This is a genomic window from uncultured Campylobacter sp. (genome assembly GCF_937973075.1).
Lineage (GTDB): Bacteria > Campylobacterota > Campylobacteria > Campylobacterales > Campylobacteraceae > Campylobacter_B.
The window spans coordinates 16,310-35,082 of the sequence record NZ_CALBWL010000062.1 but is presented as its reverse complement, the minus strand read 5'-3'; the positions used below and the strand labels follow the sequence as shown (position 1 = coordinate 35,082).

Annotated in this window: 17 protein-coding genes and 1 pseudogene; 8 read left to right on the top strand and 10 right to left on the bottom strand. The window is 46.4% G+C overall.

Annotated elements, in window-relative coordinates; genetic code table 11:
* Window positions 1-236 (top strand): formate--tetrahydrofolate ligase (locus tag Q0274_RS08435; RefSeq protein WP_298028922.1); only part of this gene is annotated, 236 nt, incomplete at its 5' end.
* Window positions 237-465: 229 nt separating this feature from the next.
* On the opposite strand, the gene Q0274_RS08430 is transcribed toward Q0274_RS08435, so the two are convergent.
* Window positions 466-714 (bottom strand): hypothetical protein, encoded by a 249-nt coding sequence (locus tag Q0274_RS08430; protein ID WP_298028920.1) that lies wholly within the window; start codon window positions 712-714, stop codon window positions 466-468.
* Between the two features lie 997 nt (window positions 715-1,711).
* Here Q0274_RS08430 and Q0274_RS08425 point away from each other — a divergent pair.
* The 3 genes from Q0274_RS08425 to Q0274_RS08415 all read left to right on the top strand — a co-directional run bounded on the left by Q0274_RS08425 (window position 1,712) and on the right by Q0274_RS08415 (window position 5,745).
* Window positions 1,712-4,348, top strand: coding sequence for a hypothetical protein (locus tag Q0274_RS08425; RefSeq protein WP_298028918.1), 2,637 nt, complete (start codon window positions 1,712-1,714; stop codon window positions 4,346-4,348).
* A gap of 38 nt (window positions 4,349-4,386) precedes the next feature.
* Window positions 4,387-5,019, top strand: coding sequence for a tetratricopeptide repeat protein (locus Q0274_RS08420; protein WP_298028916.1), 633 nt, complete (start codon window positions 4,387-4,389; stop codon window positions 5,017-5,019).
* A 168-nt stretch (window positions 5,020-5,187) separates the two neighbouring features.
* Window positions 5,188-5,745 (top strand): histidine phosphatase family protein, encoded by a 558-nt coding sequence (locus Q0274_RS08415; protein WP_298028914.1) that lies wholly within the window; start codon window positions 5,188-5,190, stop codon window positions 5,743-5,745.
* A 658-nt stretch (window positions 5,746-6,403) separates the two neighbouring features.
* On the opposite strand, the gene Q0274_RS08410 is transcribed toward Q0274_RS08415, so the two are convergent.
* Complete coding sequence (locus Q0274_RS08410) at window positions 6,404-8,104, bottom strand: retron Ec67 family RNA-directed DNA polymerase/endonuclease (protein ID WP_298028912.1); 1,701 nt, start codon at window positions 8,102-8,104, stop codon at window positions 6,404-6,406.
* Window positions 8,105-8,862: 758 nt separating this feature from the next.
* Here Q0274_RS08410 and Q0274_RS08405 point away from each other — a divergent pair.
* Window positions 8,863-9,174: pseudogene (locus Q0274_RS08405) on the top strand (formate--tetrahydrofolate ligase); the annotation flags it as partial.
* A 444-nt stretch (window positions 9,175-9,618) separates the two neighbouring features.
* Here the strand turns inward: Q0274_RS08405 and Q0274_RS08400 are convergent.
* Window positions 9,619-10,059, bottom strand: a complete 441-nt coding sequence (locus Q0274_RS08400; protein ID WP_298028910.1) for a pyrimidine dimer DNA glycosylase/endonuclease V — start codon at window positions 10,057-10,059, stop codon at window positions 9,619-9,621.
* A gap of 136 nt (window positions 10,060-10,195) precedes the next feature.
* Window positions 10,196-10,585 (bottom strand): hypothetical protein, encoded by a 390-nt coding sequence (locus Q0274_RS08395; RefSeq protein ID WP_298028909.1) that lies wholly within the window; start codon window positions 10,583-10,585, stop codon window positions 10,196-10,198.
* 10 nt (window positions 10,586-10,595) lie between these two features.
* Between Q0274_RS08395 and Q0274_RS08390 the strand changes: the two genes are divergently transcribed.
* Entirely contained in the window at window positions 10,596-10,781 is a 186-nt protein-coding gene (locus Q0274_RS08390; protein WP_298028907.1) for a hypothetical protein, read from the top strand.
* On the opposite strand, the gene Q0274_RS08385 is transcribed toward Q0274_RS08390, so the two are convergent.
* The 5 genes from Q0274_RS08385 to Q0274_RS08365 all read right to left on the bottom strand — a co-directional run bounded on the left by Q0274_RS08385 (window position 10,764) and on the right by Q0274_RS08365 (window position 15,577).
* A complete protein-coding gene (locus Q0274_RS08385; RefSeq protein ID WP_298028905.1) occupies window positions 10,764-11,342 on the bottom strand; it encodes an alanine racemase in 579 nt (192 codons plus the stop codon). The genes Q0274_RS08390 and Q0274_RS08385 overlap by 18 nt on opposite strands.
* Window positions 11,343-11,985: 643 nt before the next feature.
* Window positions 11,986-12,699, bottom strand: coding sequence for a vWA domain-containing protein (locus Q0274_RS08380; RefSeq protein WP_298028903.1), 714 nt, complete (start codon window positions 12,697-12,699; stop codon window positions 11,986-11,988).
* Between the two features lie 203 nt (window positions 12,700-12,902).
* Window positions 12,903-13,796, bottom strand: coding sequence for a DMT family transporter (locus Q0274_RS08375; RefSeq protein WP_298028901.1), 894 nt, complete (start codon window positions 13,794-13,796; stop codon window positions 12,903-12,905).
* Window positions 13,797-14,194: 398 nt separating this feature from the next.
* A complete protein-coding gene (locus Q0274_RS08370) occupies window positions 14,195-14,830 on the bottom strand; it encodes a hypothetical protein (RefSeq protein ID WP_298028900.1) in 636 nt (211 codons plus the stop codon).
* 51 nt (window positions 14,831-14,881) lie between these two features.
* Window positions 14,882-15,577 (bottom strand): hypothetical protein, encoded by a 696-nt coding sequence (locus Q0274_RS08365; protein ID WP_298028899.1) that lies wholly within the window; start codon window positions 15,575-15,577, stop codon window positions 14,882-14,884.
* 352 nt (window positions 15,578-15,929) lie between these two features.
* Here Q0274_RS08365 and Q0274_RS08360 point away from each other — a divergent pair, with 352 nt between their 5' ends.
* Together Q0274_RS08360 and Q0274_RS08355 are read left to right on the top strand one after the other, a co-directional pair.
* On the top strand, window positions 15,930-17,090 hold the full coding sequence (locus Q0274_RS08360; RefSeq protein WP_298028898.1) for a PepSY domain-containing protein: 1,161 nt from the start codon (window positions 15,930-15,932) through the stop codon (window positions 17,088-17,090).
* Window positions 17,091-17,275: 185 nt separating this feature from the next.
* The gene (locus tag Q0274_RS08355; protein ID WP_298028897.1) at window positions 17,276-18,226 is read left to right on the top strand and encodes a hypothetical protein; all 951 of its coding nucleotides are present in this window, start codon (window positions 17,276-17,278) and stop codon (window positions 18,224-18,226) included.
* 54 nt (window positions 18,227-18,280) lie between these two features.
* Here Q0274_RS08355 and Q0274_RS08350 read toward each other — a convergent pair whose 3' ends face one another.
* Window positions 18,281-18,772, bottom strand: a complete 492-nt coding sequence (locus Q0274_RS08350) for a threonine/serine exporter family protein (protein ID WP_298028923.1) — start codon at window positions 18,770-18,772, stop codon at window positions 18,281-18,283.
* Window position 18,773: the final 1 nt, after the last annotated feature.

The window sequence follows — 18,773 nt, the reverse complement described above, 5'->3', positions numbered from 1 at the left end:
TTGAGCGGCTAAACGTCTGTATCGCAAAGACGCAGTATAGCTTCAGCGACGATGCCAAGGCGCTCGGGCGCGCACGCGGCTTTAAACTCAGCGTCAAGGACCTTCAGATCCGTACGGGAGCAGGCTTCATCGTCGCCGTCTGCGGCAAGATAATGCTTATGCCGGGGCTACCGAAGGTTCCTAATGCGCTAAATATGAAGATCACGAGCGAGGGCGTAATAAGCGGATTGGCGTGAAATTTTATTTTCGGCGCCCGAAGCCAAAGCCGAAAATTCCGCGCTTGGGCGGTAAAATTTAGCTGTGGGCTTCGGTAGCGATAAATTTTTCCCTCAAGCTTCGGTAGCAATAAATCTTGCCTTCAAGCTGCGGCGAGTTTATCGCGCCCCGGTTTTAGTGCGTCATGGTTTTGCTATACTTGGGTTTTATTGCGCCGGGTTTTAGCCGGTCGAGTTTTGGTTAGTCGGATTAGTCGGATTTTCGCGCGCCGAGCTCGGCGCGCGAAATTTCGTTAAATTTCGCGCAAGATCTACGCAGAAATTCGGTGCGAAACCTGCGCGGGTTTGCATTTGAAATTCCGCTCGCGAAATTCCGCGCAAAAACCGGGCGCAAGATCTTAAACCGAGCCGCCCGCGAGCTTGCGAGCTCACTTGCGGCAAGATTTAAAATTTCATGCCGCGAGCTCGCTGTGAAATTTAAAATTTCACGCGGCCGCACACAGTGTCATGTGTCGCTACGAGATTCTAAATTTCATGTCGAGCGCACCGTGAAATTAATCCGTCGGTCGCGCAGCAGATCGCCGCACGATCTAAAATTCGCGCTTGCGCCGCGACGTGCGCCGCTGCGAGTTGAATTACGCGGCATCGCAAACTAAATTTTACGCTCGTACGATCAGTCATGTTGGCGGAGGTTTGCGGCGCCCGGATTAAATTTTATGCACTGCCGTGCAGTGCCTGCAGTGGACACGGATGCTTGATCCGCTTTGCTTGCAAAGGCGCAGGCGGCTATAGCTGTGCGGCAGTAGAGCTAAATTTTACGAGCCGCTGCGTCGCGGCAATGAAATTTTGCGCTGTGCTGCCCGCTGCAAACTAAATTTGTGCGATGATATGTCGGCTATGCGCTCGTAAATTAAATTGTACTCCACGCACCCGTCGCCTGATTGTCGCGGGATTAAAATTTGCGCGCTGCTACTTGTCATAAATTTAGATCGCTGCACGCCGCGCCATAGCTGTCGTAAAATTTTAAATTGCATGCCGTACGTACGAACTCACCGTGAAATTTAAAATTTCACGCGGCCGCGAAATTTGCTGTGCGTTATGCCGTATCGCGCATCTTCGTGAGCCAAATTATGCGCTGCTGCGGAATTAAAGTCTTGCATGCCCGCTGCTACCGCTCGGGCGCCGTATGCTTGGCGGCTCCGTTTTGCTATCCGTTCGCGCCGTATTTGTTGCGGCAGTTATGTACGTCGCCGCGCCGCAGTGCGAGATTCCGCGTCGAGCTATATTTTAGAGCTTTGATTTGCAGCGAGATTTTACGGCGCGCAATGGCGTTAAATTCTATCCTGCGTGAGATTTTGGAATTTTAAAATTCCCTTTCGCGGTATAATTATATGAAATGCTAAAATTTGCAGAATCTTAATAGCAGGATCCTAATAAAGGAATTTTAAAATTTATGCGGCGCGGCTTTGTGGCGCGCCCGCAAGAAAGGAGCGATCATGGACAAGCTGGATAAAGAGGAGCTTGCAGAGGCGTTTATCGCTAGGCTCAGGGCTTTAGCGCGTAGCGGCGGCGCCGATCTGCGCGAGCTTGATCGCGAGTTTTATGGATTTAGCGTGAGGCTTGGCGTGCGTTATGACTTTGCCGGCAAGTTTAGCGTCTCGCAGATAAGTGGCGGCGAGCGCGCTCAGCTGCATTTCGCAGATATCGCGCAGTTCGAGGCTCATGCGCGCGAGTGCCTGCGCGCGGCAAGCACTGATGCGGAGCTAGGCGAGGCCTTTATGCTACGCCTGCGTGCAGATCCCCAAAAAGCCGCTACGAATGCGGATCAAATCATAAAATTTCACGATTTTAAGCCCTTTAGCGTTCAGCTGCGTTGCGAACATTGCGGCGGATCTGGCAGGAGACGCTGCAAAGCCTGCGAAGGTGCGGGCAAGACGCCGTGCGCTAACTGCGGCGGGCGCGGACGCTTGATCTGCTCCACTTGCAAGGGCGCCGGTGGCTATAGCCGTGCGGCATTAAGCTCTACGGACGCTCATGCGCGCGGCCTTTCTGGAGGCGATTCTGCAGGCTCTGCGTCAAATTCTATGGGCTATCGCTTCATACCCTGCGCTAGCTTCGGCGGTAGCGGCTCGCGCATTTGTCCCGCTTGCGGCGGTGCGGGCAGGCTGCGCTGCGAAAAATGCGGCGGTGCGGGTGATTTTCGCTGCGAGCACTGCGATGGGCGCGGGTATTTCACTCGCACCGGCAAAGTATCCGTTTATGCCCGCCCGAGCGTCAGCATAGGCGCTAGCTCGCAGGTTTTTGGGCGCGAGCTGCTGGAGTTTTTATGCAGCAAGGGCGTAGGTTTTGCGGCGCGCAGACTTTTGTTTCGTCTAAGCTCGCTGCGAGCGGTGCAGGGCGGCTGCGAAGCGGTATTTAGCGCGGAGGAGGAGTTTTTGCGCTTGAGTTTTGCCGTCTGCGGCAAGGCTTACGATGCGGCGTGCTTTGGTGGCGCGACATTCGTAAGACCTAATTTTTTGGACGAAGTTTTTGCGCCGGAGCTTGCGGCGGTGCACGGCGCACCCGCTAAGCTAGGGCGGGACGATGCGCAAAGCCTTTTTGCACTATTTCGCGCAAAGCCTGTGCTGGATGCGGCGATGCGCCTAGCTAGTGCTAAGCTGCGCGGCGAGACGCTAAATCTCGAGCAGTTACGCGGCGCGGACGGACATTTTAACTTTGCAAATTCTGCCCGCAGCGCGGCTGATCGCGACGCTTTGAGCCTTGCAAAAGACACTTCGCGTAAAGAAAATCTCGAGGGTGGCACGAGCGTAAAATTTGCGGGCACGAAATTCGCGAGCGCTCCAGCAGATTCTATGGGCTTGGAAGATAATCGCTTGGGGTTGCGCGGAGAGCAAGGCAGGTTCGCAGGAGGAGTGAGTGGCGGCATAAAATTTGCCGGGGCGGATCTTTTGGAAGGTGGAGAGAATTCTGCCGGCGATTTTGAGGCTAGGCAGCAAAACAGCGAAGCTCTCGCGCAGAATGGACCTAATTTTGCCGGCTCGCAAGAGGGCTTAAGCGGCACTTCTGATCGCGCCGCGGAGGATCTTTACGAATTACACGGCGAGCGAGATTACCGAGATTTAAGCGCCTTGGGTGCTGAAAATTCCACAAATTCCATAGACTCCGCCGCAATCAATTCCGCAAATTCCAAAAACCTCGCCGCTGCAAAATTTAAAAATCGCGCGAATACGCAAGATCCTGCGTCAAATTCTAAAATTTCGCCTTTTGCGCGATTAAAGAAATTCTTTTTCCCGCATTCTTTGCGCGAGGATTGCGCGCAGAGTTTTGCCGCGGCGATTATGCGCGTTTGCGAGGGCTTTATTTCGCAGCATTGTGCCCGCGATTTGGGCAGCGCGATGGCTGGGGCATTTGGCGTGCTAAGTCCGCGATATGACCGCGCGGTGTGGTGCATAGGCGGAGGCGCACTCATCGCAGCGGCTACACTGGCGTGCGAGGGCTGCTTCGAGATGATCTTTGCGGAGCATTATTTTTGGGCACTTGCATGCGGCGCGGTAATCGCTGCTGCAGGGCTGCTGGGCGGTGTGGCGCTGTGGCTGGCAAGCGCAGTGCGGTGCACCGTAAAAGCTCGTAAAATTCCGCGAGAGTATCGCTGCGGCAGGGGCGGCGCGGCGTTTGCTCGCTTTTGCAAAGCTCTGCTCTGCGCCGTTTTGGCTAGCACAATCTACGGAGGTGCGGCAAATACGGGCTACGTGCCGAAAACCGGCGCGGCAGGGCTGCTGCGAGGGTGGATGCCTGCATTTTTTGAGGACGAAAATTCCGCTTCTGCGAGTGATGGCATAAATTCTGCAGACGAAAATTCTACGAGCGCAAGCTCTAGCGGCTCTGAAAGCCCTGCTTCAAATTCCGCTTCCGGGGCGACTAAGGATTCCGCTGCGATGCAAAAGGATAAAATTTTATATATCCAAAAAAGCATCGGAGTCAAGCAGGACGGGATTTTTGGCGCACGCACTCTAAAAAAGGCGAGAGAGGTTTTGGATCAAAACCTAAGCGGCGTAGATGAAATTTACGAGGCGCTAAAAAGCAAAGAGCAGGCGAGAACGAACCCGAACTCTAGCGATCAAACTGCGCCTTAGGCTTAGCGGACGATCTTAAAAAACCAAAAAGGACGAAAATGAAAAATAAAATTTTAATTCTAGCGCTTATCGCGACGTTTGCTGCAAATTTCGCGCTTGCCGAAAATTTTGAAATCACCGCAGACGATATAAGCCGGGCTACAAAATCCTGCGATAAGGGCGATATGAAGTTGTGCGGAGCCTTGGCGCAGATTTATAATTATGGCTGGGGCGTGCCGCAAGATCTGCTAAAGGCTGCGCCGTTATACGTCAAAGCTTGCAAAGGCGGCGATGTGGAGTCGTGCGTAAATTTAGGTATTTTGTATCAAAGCGGGGAGGGGATGCCGCGCGATGAGGCGAAGGCGGCGGAGCTGTTCGACAAAGCCTGCGATGACGGGCACGCGATAGGCTGCAGTAACGCAGGCTCTGCGTATATCAGAGGCAGAGGCGTGCGCAAAGACGCTATAAAGGGCGTAGGTTACTATGTGCGCGGTTGCGATATGGATATCGCAGACAGCTGGCTCGCGTGTTTAAATTTAGCGCGTCTTTACGAGGGCAGCGATAATGTTAAAGCCGTAGAGTACTACAAAAAGGCCTGCGAGCTGGGCGGCAAGGATAGATTTATGAGCTCGGTAGCGGAGCATGAGCAGATATGGAAAAGCTCATGCGAAAGCTACGAAAGGCTTAAATAGCCCGCAAATCCATGCTTTGAAGCAGACCCTCGCGCTCGCCGTGGCTACGGAGTAAGAACCATAGCAAATTTCGCATAAATAGCGCAAATCTAAACATCAAGTATCCTGTAGGAGCGGAAACATAACGGCGCAAGCTCTTAGCGGGCTCGTATTTTAGGAGACAAAATCATGACGTTAGCGCTGATCCGCCACGTTACGCCGCTGATCGATCGCGGTGTATGCGACGCCGCAGAGGCCGCACGGCGCGCGATCCTGTACGATACTACGCAAAGCTTGGCTTTGTGGCAAACCGATAAATTTAAAAGCAGCGCCGCATACGAAAAGCTCGCTCGCATAAGCCGAGTATGTTCCTCTCCGCTGCCGCGCGCCGCGCTTACGGCGCAAAAGCTATTCCCGCAGCGGGGCATAGAGTACCTAGAGGCTTTGCGCGAGTTTAATCTGCGAATATTCCCCGTGCCGCTAATAAAAATGCCGTTTGATTGTTGGCTCGTGCTCTCGCGCCTGCTGTGGCTGTGCGGCATGAACCCTAGCGGCGCAAGCGCGAAAGCAGAGCGGCGGCGCGCGCTTGATCTGATGCCGTCGCTGCTGGAAGCGGACACGGCGGTGATCGCGCACGGCTTCGTGCTGCGCGTCATACGCCGTAGCGCGCGGCGGGCAGGCTACCGCCTGATATACCGCTTTTGCGAGGGCTGCTTTTGCGTAGAAATTTGGCAGCGCGCCGCGTAGAGATACCGCTCTGCGCGAAATTTTGAAATTTTGCGCAGCTAAGAGATTGTGAAATTTCGTAAAAGGGATTTACGATCGGAATTTTGCGCCGCAAAATCGAAAAGACGGAGCTTTGCTAGATTAAATTTACGGGTCAAATTTATCGGAAGCTGCTTTGAAATTTCGCGGAATTTTATTTCAGCGCAAAGATAGCGCCGTTTTAAAAGGTGCGAGATTCTTGAAATTTATGCACGCGCCACGATAAACGCGAGCTGCATCGATTTGCGTAGGTAAATCGTGCTGAGTTAAAATTTAGAATTTATGACGCAAAATTTTAAAATTCTACGAACCGTAAATTTACGGCTTAAATCCAAAATTCCGTTATGATGAAATTTAAAAATTTTACGTTGCTTTAAATTTGCCTGCAAATTTGAAATTTCATGTTATTTAACGAGTTACGCGCTGCACCGATAAATCTGCGAGGATTTAAAAATCCTCGCTTCGCACCGCCGTTCTTAGCACCACCGAATTTATGCTAGTAGGCGTAGAACTTCTCTAAAACACCACTAGATACGCATTTAATAGCTTGTGCATTTTTTATAAACTTAGAGGCAGTAACTATAGGAGTAATTTTCGCAATTCTTCTCTATATAATTCTAGCAAAAGGTTACTTATATAACTATCGTTTATAGTTTGTTATTATTTTTACAATATTTTTTAGCATGGGTTTAAAATTTATAAAATCTATATCTTTATAGTTCTTTGAAATATATTTTGAAAAAATTTCCTTACTATAGTGCTTTTGTTTATCAAAAATAGCCAAGTCCCTACAAAATACTTTTCCATCTATCTTATGATTAAGTATTTTGTCATCAAACAAATCTTCTATTTCACACTCTTTTTTATCTCTTACTAGCTGATTTGTTATTATAAATAAGTTATCTACAATATTTGCATATAGCTCTTTATCTAACATATTCTCAAATTCTTTCTTATTGGTAAAATTTATAAATTTCCTTACAGGCTTCTTATTATTAGGTATTTCATTGTCAAAAATAAGAATAACCGGATTTGCAGCTATATCTTTTGTTATTTTTTTAAAATACTCAGAATAATTTACAACTTCTCGTCCTACAAAAAACCTATAAATATTTTGAATTGAATCCGCTCCATCTTTTACAAAATTTAAAAAATATTCCAGCCTCTTTGTTCTTCTTAAAAATGATATTTTAAATTCAAATTTGTCATTATTATTTTTTTTAATCAAATCTGGAAAATCTGTATATAGACTTTTTATCGCAGATTTCAAATACAGTATATCCGTTTTCCCTTCTGTAATAATGAGCGGTTTTTGATTAGCAAAGAAATACTTATAAAAAATAAATTTTTGATATTCTTTTTCTCTGCAATTTAACTTTTTATCATTATTTTTCTTACCTTTGTTATGTTTATTATCATTAATATTGATTATATTGTTATACCAATCAATTTGATTAATAAAGGCAAATCTTCCTTCAAGTTGATTCATGGTGGCATCTTCGCCATCAATATTAAAGGATCTATTCTTATAAAGAGAATTGGCCATAGCTCTTGTATATTTACAATAATTATGATTTATGCTTATTTTTTTATTAACAACCAATCCAGTAACTTCTTGTCTTGAATCTTTATAGAAAAGCCTAGTCTTCTTCTGGTTAATGCAAAAGCCAGCCTTTTCTACTTCTTTTGAAATACATAATAAAAACTCATTATACATATTCAAAAAATCTTTATTATTGGTAGAAAATGTTAAATCATCTGCGTATCTTGTATAATCTAGCTTATATTTTTTAGCAAGTTTTAATACTCTCATGTCAAATATATTACATATCATGTTTGATATAATTGGAGAAGTCGGTGCTCCTTGCGGAAGAGAACCCTTGTAACAACATAATTGAGCTATAATAATTGCAATATCTTTTGGAATTCTGAAATTTATATTTTTTTCAAAAAAGCCAATAACTCTACCGAAGTGAAAGCTAGCGAAAAAGTCCTTTAAATCTATATTTAAAACAAATCGCTTATTTCTGTGGATTCTAGCATTGGTTATTATGCTTTTACCTTTTTCAAAACCGTGAGAGATATTAATTTTTATATTTTCATCTTTTTTGATCTTATTTTGATAGTTATATAGCTTACTCATTAGTCTTTTTTGTATTTTTTTTAAAGTCTCATCAGGCGCATCAATGATTCTAGTGCCACCATTCTTCTTTGGTATTTCAAATGTAGTATATAAATTCTCCACTTTAATGTGATAAAGTATGTAGGTTAAGAATTTAAGTTCAATCCCCAAAAAAACAGCAAAATCTTTTCTTGTTTTTACATCTTTTAAACTAAGCATAACTATCCAAAAGAAAAATCAGAATATGTGGCAACTCATTATGCAAAATGTCATGTTATAATTGCATTATTGTAAGCATGTAGCAAAGTTTGCCAACATTTTAGTCAACGTTTGCGAAACACAAACACAAAATCTAGCCACACATCTTTGAAATTGTAAATACTTTTAGCTTAATTAACTATTAAACTCCTTGAGTAAAAATTTATCAGTTTAATAAGCTTTTTATAACTTTAGAAAATATCTTTATGCCAACCGTATTTTGCGATGGGTTTTTCGTGCTATCTTTTCCCCTTCTGCTCCCCCATATCGGCAATATAATCGTGGCTTTTGATGATTATCCGCGCTCCGTCATATCAAAGACCGAGTCGCTGAGATTTACCAAATAATGCAGTACATGCAGAATTCATCGATATCGGTAAATGTGGTCTCGTAGTCGTTTTAAGGGATATAAAGTGTATTTCCCGTACCCGAGCAACTATAAGTTATATTTCGCCGACTTCATGCACTATGCCCTCATTACGTATGCCAAAGTGCGCGGCGGGCAGGTTACCGCCTGATATACCGCTTTTGCGAAGGCTGCTTCTGCGTAGAAATTTGGCAGCGAGCCGCGTAGAGATACCGTTCTGCGCGAAATTTTGCGTTTTGTAAATTTTAAATTTAATGTGCCGTTTGACAGCTGTCGCGAGGCGGCGAAATTTTATCATGCAATGAGCGCCGCTTTTTAAATACGGATAGCCCGCCGCCGCGAAGTAAAATTTAAACCATACGGCGCGAGCGAGGTCGTTTTTGAGCCCGAAGCGCAAAAGGCGCTACAGCACATCAAGGCTTTGGGGCTTGAGCGGCTAAACGTCTGTATCGCAAAGACGCAGTATAGCTTCAGCGACGATGCTAAAGCGCTTGGGCGCGCGCGCGGCTTTAAGCTCAGCGTCAAAGACCTTCAAATCCGCACGGGAGCGGGCTTCATCGTCGCCGTCTGCGGCAAGATAATGCTTATGCCGGGGCTGCCGAAGGTTCCTAACGCGCTAAATATGAAAATCACTAGCGATGGCGTAATAAGCGGACTGGCGTGATCTGAAATTTTATTTTCGGCGCGTCCATTTTTTCACGCGCCCGCCTTGGGGTTTAAATTTAGCTCCGGTCTAGTCGCGATTTAAGCTTAGCATTCGTAGGTACTAAGATGAGAGCGGAGTAGAGTTACCGATTTGCAAAATTTGGCTGGATTTGCTCGCTTGCGGGTAAATTTTAAGCGCGGGATTTTGCGGATCGGCTTTTATTTTTAAAAACAGAGGCGAATTTGACGAGAATTTGACGTTAGGTTCGCCTTTTAAAATTTGACGAATTGCCCATAATCTCTCGCCAAAGCGGATAAAATTGCTTGCCTTTTTGGCAAATCGCCACTAATCGTAAATTTGAGATTTTTACGTCAAATTTAGTGGAAAATCGACATAACGTATTTTGGCGTTTTTATTGATCAAATTTGCCTAGGCAAGCCAAAAATCCTGCGCGAAACAGAGCTAAATTTTAACCTTCTCCCACGGCTCAATCCCGCCTGCAACCTCCTCAAAAACGCCTGCGATTTCTATATTTTTTACACCTAAATTTCGCTCGTAAGCCTTGACGTCGCGCGATTTTAGCTTCTCTTGCAAAAAGGCGAACTCATACTCTATCTGCCCGCGAGAGACGGCTATTTTGGCTAAATTTCGCTCGTCAAATTCGCCCACTTTTGCCGCGTCAAATTTATACCCGCGAGCGCAAGCCTGCGCGTAAACCTCCGCTAGATACGCATTTATCGCCTCTAGCGCGTTTTCGTGCGCGTAAAAGCGGTCGAGCTGTGGGTGGTTTTTGTAGCCCTTAGTAAGCCCAGCCAGCACGTTTTTAGCTAGCAGCGCCTCCCGCCAAAGCGCTACAAGCCCCTTTGCGTCGAGATATTTAAAGCTTATCGTCCAAAGTCTCATTTTTGCCTTTCGTTAAATTTCGTAGTCAAATTCGGCGCGCTTTGCGCCGCAGCCTGAGCGGCGATAAATTCGCGCCTTAAATTTGGCCGCGCCCTAGATTAGAGGCTAAATTTTATCTCGCCTCTAAATTCCCCGCTTATTGCAGCTTGCCTCTGCATAGCACGGGGATTTTTTCTACGATCTCGCCGCCGCTAACGAGATAGGCGAACTCGTGCAAATTTACGACGGGGCAGATGTGGTTCGGATAAATTTCGAGTCGATCGCCCACGCGCACGGCGTCTCGCAGCGCTCTGTCGTAGATGATCGCATGCTCGTCGTAAACGCCATTTATCCACACATCCGTGCCCTTTATACGCCCGAGTCCGGGCGTGGCGGTGAAGCCCTCGGTGCGTCTTTGCTGCGTGAGCCCCTTGGCGCCGACGTCGGTGATGATGCGATCCGCCGTAGGCCTGCTGATGACAGTCGTAAGGATACTCGCCGCATTCATCGAGTAATCGCCGCAAGCCTGCGCCTGCGAGGCGTCCATAAAGATATAGGTGCCCGGGCGGATCTCGGTGACGCCCTTTAAAATTTCAAAATCGTTGATGAGCGATGGCGTCGAGCCGATACTAACGACGCGTGCAGGCAGAGCTAGCTCGCGCGCGATATCTGCAAACTCCAGCGTGCGGCGCTGCGCGGCTAGGTGGATGCGCTCGCACTCGCTTTTATCGGCAGCCTTGTAGGAGTGGCCGTCGTGGGAGAACAGGTGCAGGCATCGGCGCGGCTGAGCCGTCGTGGGAGAACACGCCGCGGAATTCGATATTTTTGCAGCCTTTTATAAATTTTATAAACGCCGCGAAATCCTGCTTTTCCACGAAGCCCGAGCGGTTTTCGCCCACTTCGATCTCGGTAAGCACGCAGGCCTTTGTGCCGCTATGCTCAAAGGCGCGCTCTATCAGGCTCGCCTGCTCTATGCTATCCGCGCCGAAGCTTAAGTTTATCCCCGCACGCAAAAGCGCGATGATGCGCTGAAATTTCAGCTCGCCCACGATCTCGTTTGCAATAAATATATCTTTCAGCCCGTTTGCCGCCATGATTTCGGCCTCGCCCGTTTTGGCGACCGTGATGCCAGCAGCGCCGATGCTTTTTTGCAGCTTCGCGAAATAGGGCATTTTGTGCGTTTTGGTGTGCGGGCGCAGGCTCACGCCTGCGGCGTCCGCATAGCTTTGCATCTTTTGCAGGTTGCGAAGCACGATTTCGCGATCAATCAGCAACGCCGGCGTGTCGATCTCCGATACCCTCATAAGCTTCCTCCTTGTTAAATTTACGAAATTTTATGCAGCCGCGCTTAGTGACTGCACTCGTTTTGCGGCGGCGAAATTTTAAAATTTAGCGCCGCTTGCAAAGGGCGAAATTTACCTGTCACTTGCAAAAAGCGGAATTTGCGCGCCGTAAATTTAGCTTCGTCTGCGAAATAGCGGTTTGCTCGCCGTAAATCGGCGCCATGCGCGAGACGTCTGAATTTGGCGAGTAGATTTGCGTTTCCGCGCCGCACAAAGCAGCGCCGGTAAAAGCAATACCGCGCGCCGCATGAAAAAATCAAAATAAAATTCTAAAATGCGCCGAGTGAAAATCAATATGCGCGCCATATTGCTAGGCTCACGGAGTTTTCGGCTCCGCTTCACGCTGTTTTTATTCCTTGCGCGCCTGTTTTTCTTGCGGCACATATTCGCATTAAATTTTTTGGCAAGCGACCTGGCGCACTATCTGTTTTCGCGCCGTCGCCCGTGTTTTCGCGCTGAATATTTAGCGCCACAACTCGTTTGCACCGCCGCCCGCGTTTTTTGCTAAAGCTCGTTTTGCGCCGCGCGCTGCACATCGCTGCCTATTTTCACGCCGCCGCTCGTTTCCGCAGCGACACTTAATTTTAGTGCGCCTCGCGATTTGCTATTTTTTGTCCTGAAGCACCTTGTCGCGCCATTTCGAGTTTGCTTTATTATCGGTCGCCACGTCTTTGGATATCTCGGCTGCTGCTTCGAAATTTTTACTCACGCCCTCTTTGGAATTCTCGTATTTTAGGGCGTTTTCGCGTTTGATGCCGATGCTTTGCGCTTCGCTTGCGGCGTCGATATTAGCGCCTAAAAAGATAAACTCCCAGTCGTATTTTTCCTGCTTGTCGCTAATCATCTTTTTGATCTGCGCTTTGGAGTATTCGCGGCTTGAGTTCTCCATCCCGTCGGTGATGATGACGAAAAGCACGCGATTGCTTTTTGCATAGATGTCAGGCACGCGCTCGATACGCGTTATCGTGCTGCCAATCGCGTCCAGTAGCGCGGTATTGCCGCCGGCGTAGTACTCCTTGGACGTTAGATTTTCGACCTTCGCAAGCGGCGTGCGGTCGTGGATGACGTTAAATTTCGTATCGAAAAGCACGGTCGTGACGCTGGCGTCGATGCCCTCTTTGCGCTCCTTTTCTATCATCGAGTTAAATCCGCCGATCGTATCGCTCTCAAGCCCGCTCATCGAGCCCGATTTATCTAGGATCAGCACCAATTCCAGGTGGTTTACGCCGTCTTTATGATCGGGCGGTGTGGCGAGTTCTACACTTTTGGCAAACATTATGCCCGCAAGCGCGGCTACAAGAAGGATGATTTTTTTCATAGGGGCTCCTTTGTTAAAATTTTATTATTTTACTATTGTATCGCTTAAGTGATGAAATTTATCGCAAAACTTCGCTGCTCGGCTCCATTTCGTAAAATTTTAAGACGAAATTTCGTCGCAGAATTTTAAGACGCAGAATTTTATGCAGCACGGAATTTTACGGCGCAAAATTCCACGTGGCATAGAATTTATGGCGCCGCAAATCAAACGTCTGCGGATCTGCTCCGTTTCGCGCTGAGGTAGCTTCCGATCTCGCTTATCAAAACGCCTGCGAGGATGAGCGCCGCGCCTAAAATTTGCATCGCGCTTAGCCTTTCGCCGCCCACGAATACGCCCATAATGCCCGCCGTTACGGGCTCGAGCGTGAAAAATAGAGCGGTTTTTACGGGCGTCGTGTATTTTTGCATCAAGGCTTGCGCAAAAAAGCCAAAAACCGTTCCCAGCAGGCAGATCACCGCCATCGCGACGAAAAAGCTTCTATCTATCACCGGCACGATGCTGACTCTTTCAAAAAAGATCGTCGCAAAGCAGCAAAGCACGCTTAGGCAGAGTATCTGTACGTAGGCTATGCCCGCTACGTCGCAGCTTTGCACGAAGCGGTTGGTCAGCACGATGTGAAACGAATACGCGCACGCGCAGACTAGCGCCAGCGCTTCGCCCTTGCCGAGACCTAGCTGCGTGTCGCCGATGAGATAGAGCCCAGCGATCGCAAGCGCGATGCCCGCGTAGGCGTAGGAGAAAATTTTATGCCTAAACAGCGCCGCGGCGATGAAGGGCACGAGCGCGACGTTTAGGCCGATGATGAACGCCACGGAGGAGCTTTGCGCAAATTTAAAAGCGAAGGTCTGCGACGTAAAACCTGCGAATAAAAACAGGCTAAGCACCGCGCCGTGCTTGATCTCGCGCGAAGTTATGGCTTTGAGCTTCGGGAAAAATATCGCGCCTGCGATGATGCTCGCGGCGAAAAAGCGCCAAAATAGCAGTACGAAGACGTTGTTGCTCGCAAGCGCCTGCGAGGTGGGCAGATATCCGAGCCCAAAAGCGATCGCTACGAAGATCATCCCGATGTCGGCTCTGAATTCCAAACTTTTATTCATCTGCGTCCTTTTTGAAAATTTAAAGTGGTAATTTTACGAAATTTTAGGTAAAAAATAGGCTAAATTTTGACGTAGCGATTTGGAATTTCGGATTTTAAAATCGCGAGCTAAATTTTAAGCGCCCGGCTCGTTTTAAGCTTTCGGCTCATCTTTTTGGTTTGCATTGGGCTCATCTTTTTGGGCTTGCGCGCACTTGTTCGCGCACTTGTTGCCGCCGCTTCGCCGCAACTTATCATAAATTTACAGCTGCTACTCGCGCGATCATTGCGCCGCTTTGCTACGCGTAAATTTTTATAGCTGCTACTCGCGCGTGGCTAAATTTAAAATTTAATCGCCCGCGCCCTCTTTGTCGTTTTTTGGAATTTCTATGTTTGCGCGCTCATTCGCGCTTTTTAAGCTTATAGTTTTTTTGAGCGTGGATTTAAGGGGGCTCTTGTCTCTTTTGATTTCATCATCTTATAGCGCCTCTTTCTTATCTCTGCTTCGATAAATTTGATATCTTGCTGTGCGTATGGGAATGAGAGCGTAAAATTTTTGCCGCTTTGCCTGTCTTCTACTATCAAAATCGGCATCTCACCCCTCATCCCTTTCTCCGTAAGGGCGTTTTCTATATCGATCTTTGTGCTAAATTTAAACGATAAAAATCTCCACTCTTTCCTTACGGTGCGGCTGTCTATGATGACGCCCTTTTCAGATAACGGCAGTATGGCAATTAGCATCATTGCAAGACCCATCACGATCACGAGTGCGGTCTCGCCGCCGCCTCTTTGTATATACCCGCCTACGCATAAAGGGTCATTTGTATCAAAGCATGCAACTTTACCTCCGCCTCTTGTTGTTTTTATCCAAGGCTCGTCAAACGCTACCAGCGAGCCCCAGGATAAAAACAGCACGATAAGGATAGTTTTTGCTATGGGGCTAGGAGGTATGAGCCAGGCGCCCTTTTGCACGGTTTTATAAGAGGCCTTGCTTTTAAAAACCATGCTTTTTAAAATGGCAAGTCCAAGCAGTAAAAGATTTATGCCGACTACCAAATATAAAAATATTATGCTGCCGCCTTAAATTTAGATATTTTTAGCGTTAAATTAAGCCCGTGCATTTTGCTCGCTTGCTTTAGCTTTTGAAATTTCAGCTAGCTTTTCTAATATAAAATTTTGCAAAAAATCTATATCCTTTTGTGCATACAAATATCCCGCCCCGAATTTAACGCCGCTAATTTTGCCTCGTATGCTGATTATTTTTACGCCTCTTATAAACCATGTGGCGTAGTTCATCTCATCAAAGTATATCTTTTCCGTGTGCCTAAACGGCAGAACCTCCCATTCCTTGCAGATGCCGCTTTTATCTATTCTGATTCCTTTTTGAATTAGCACGATAAATGAAAAAATTATGACGCAGACCGATCCGATTTTGCTAAGTATTAGTCTGGGCTCGCTTATTTGCAGATACCCATCCACGCATCTGGGATCGCCTTCTTCGAAGCATCTTAAATTTATGCCCGCCGCTTTGTACTCTTGCGAGCAAACTTTATCGTGGGTGTAAAAGCAAGGTATCGGCTTGCCGTTGTGTTTTGCTACGTTCGGGCTGGATAGAGTGACTACACCGAAGCTTAGGCATATTATAAACATAGGTATCTTTAAAAGCGGATCGGTTGGGATAAATAATGTCCCGCGATACACTAATTTATACGATCTGTTTGTCTGAAGCAATGAAACAAGAAGGCAAAAGCCTATCATAACATAAAGGATTATCGTAGCAAACTCGACTATACTTTGCGACATAATAATGACCTCGTTTTTTTGGATTGCGCAAGCTAGCGTCTTTGGCAATTTTAGCGCAAAATTTCTAAATTTACGAGATTTTGAGTGCGCTTTTTATAAACCGCGTTTAGAATTTTACCTTGCTAGCGCGATCTTGCCGCGCGAAAGGCGGATTAAATTTTTAGCTTTGATATTCTGAAATATGCAGTTTATGACATTGCGCGAGGTACTCAAGCGCTCTTGCTATGCAATAACGCGCCTTAAAATTTTGCGACCTAAGTCTTAATGATAATTATCTAAATATTTAAAATCGCACAATATAATTGCGAGCCTCAATCAAATAAAGATTAAATTTATCTCGCAAGGATCTACAATGAGCTCGCTTTTGAAGCGTAATAAAATTTTGTTTAACGTCCATCTTGTTTTGTCGATCGTTTTTTCTATCCCGCTGCTTATCATTGGCGTTACGGGCGCGATTTTGTCGTATCAGCACGAGTTTGAGGCGCTAATAAACGCGGGCTCTAAGAAGGTCGAAAAAACGGGCGAAATGCAAAGCGTTGAGAAAATCCTGCAAAGCTTTAGCGAGCAAACAGGCGCTAAGCAGCCCGTAAGGCTCGTCGTGCCCAAAAGCGATGACGAAGCCTTCGTCATTTACGCAAACAGAAATGACGCGTATCTGGTCGATCCGTACACCGCGCAGATCATCGGCAAGGATCGCGGCACGGGCTTTGTGCTAACGGTGATGGCGCTGCATCGAAATTTGGGCCTAGCGCTAAGCGGCAATAAAACCGCAGCCGAGATCGGCAAACAGATCGTAGGCGCGAGCGTCGTGGCGATGATACTGCTCGTAATAAGCGGCGTCTGGCTGCATTTCCCAAGGCTTAGGCGTAAATTTATCGAGGCGATAAAGCCAAATTTTAAACTCAAAAAATACGCTCTTTTTTACAATTTACACACGAGTCTAGGCTCGCTAGGTGCGGTAATTTACCTTCTCATCTGTTTAACCGGGCTGAACTGGTCGTACGGCTGGTATAACGATGCGGTGATGAAGCTTTTTGTAAGCTCGCAAAATTTACCGCAAGCTAGCGCGCCTAAAGTCGCCACTTCTAAAGATCACGCCGCCGCACCTGCTAAAGAGGAGGTCAAAAAGCCCGCTACGTATAAATTTAGCGACGCGCAGAGGGCTTATGAGATATTCAGATCAAGCGGCATAGAGTATAAAGAATTTACCCTAATGCTCGCAGTCGGAGATAAGATCGGCGTCAGATATTATGAGCCCGACGCGCCCGCTACCGCCCGTCCAAAAGGCGCGAGCGTGAAGCTAAAGGAGGGAAAGGTCGCGCAGCAGAAGCAAACGGACGGTATCACCGTGGGTGAGTTTAAAGACGCGAACTACCAGCTTCACACGGGGTATTTTTTCGGGCTTGCGGGTAAAATTTTATGGTCGCTCGTCTCGCTTTGCATGGCGCTTTTTATCTTTAGCGGCTTTTATATGACGGCAAAAAGGGCGTTTAAGCTGGGAAAGCTCAGTTAAATTTTACCTTCGCGGAAAGAGGTGCGACGAGCGGAGCAAGAGAGCCCAATACCTACAAAGCATTGAGATGAAATTTGCTAGAGTAGATCAAGCGAAAGCCCGATTTAATGATATTTGAGACATTCTAAAATTATCGCGGATTAAGTCTATGTGAGGTATATTGCGGAAAATTTTAGGAGCAAAATTTGAAAACGAGATATTATCTGTGCTTGGCTTTCATCATAATAATATACGCTTTGTGCGTGATAATTTCGATTGTTGCAGAGTATAAATACCCAAATTCAGCCGAAAAAATTGAAACCGATCCATATGAATGGGTATGTAATCTGGATGGCAATCTTACGGATATACAGCTTAAAGATAGGGCGTTAAAGTGTATGCTTAAAAAGACCTATAAATCTATAAATATTTCAGCGGAGGAATTCCGTGATATGGAAAGAAAAATAAAGAAACAATACGGTAAAGTAGAGGATGAATTTTATAATTTTTATAGCGGGTTGGCGGAAAGATGCGGTGGAAATAATCGTCCAGATAAAGCTTGCGAATTTTTCATTATAGATGACAATATAAATTTAGAATATTTTATGGGTTTGGGAGACAGGGCTTGCAACGGTAAACAAGCCGTAGCAAATTTCAAAGATTTTGTAAATATATCCATGCTCAAAGGCGAAGTTGTTTACCCCTGGGAAAATAATAATAGTTTAATCTTGTCGGATGGAAATTTAAAATACAAATTATATTTTAGCGGATTAGAAAATGATAAACATGTATTTGATATGTTATTTACGGAAAAAATATTTTTAAATGAAATTAATCCTAAAATATACGACCACAAATATCCTAATGATAAAATTTTTTCTATTCCAACCGACATGCTATTTTTTGATATGTATGTAAGCCTAATAGATAAAAAATACGATAACTTTTGTAATTTATATAACTTTAAAAAGAAAGATATAAAACCGCATAAAGCATTTTTTGAGTTAGAAGGTAGAAAATATAGTCGGTATGCTTTTTATCTAGGTATTTTTGATGAAAATTATACATATAAATACGATATAAAAGATAATTTGCTGGGTGTGGAGCAAGGATATTATTACGATGAAAAAACCAAAGAGATAAAACGAGAGCAATAAAATAGAATTTATAAAATTTACCCGCCGCGCCTGCTTAAAATTTTTTGCTTAGTGTTATTTACCTCTTGCGCCGCGAGTGATCATCAAGGACTGCTCGTAGAAAATTAGCAGCGTTATTGAAACGCCCGTGCCTAGCGCCAGCGAGATCGAGATCGTGGCGAGGGCGTTATCGAAAAACGAGATAAGATGAGCGAGTTTATGCTCTGCGCCCACGGCTCTGATATAAGAAAACAGCGCCAAAACCGCCTTGTAGGCGTAGATGCCAGGTATCATCGGAAGCAGCGCGGGGAAGGCGATGATCTCTGCGGGCACCTTGAGGCGCTTGGCGCAGAGCATTCCCAAAACGCCGATCAGAAACGACGCAAAAAGCGTCGCGGCGGCGATCGAAAAAATTTGGCTCTGTATCAGCAAAAACCTGCACGAATGCGCTACCGCCGCAAGCAGCGCCGAGAAGGCTAGCGTCTTTTTAGGCGGCATGCACGCATACGCAAACCCGAGCCCCGCCGCAGCGGCAAAGCAAGCATCCTTAAATACCAAAAGCGCTATA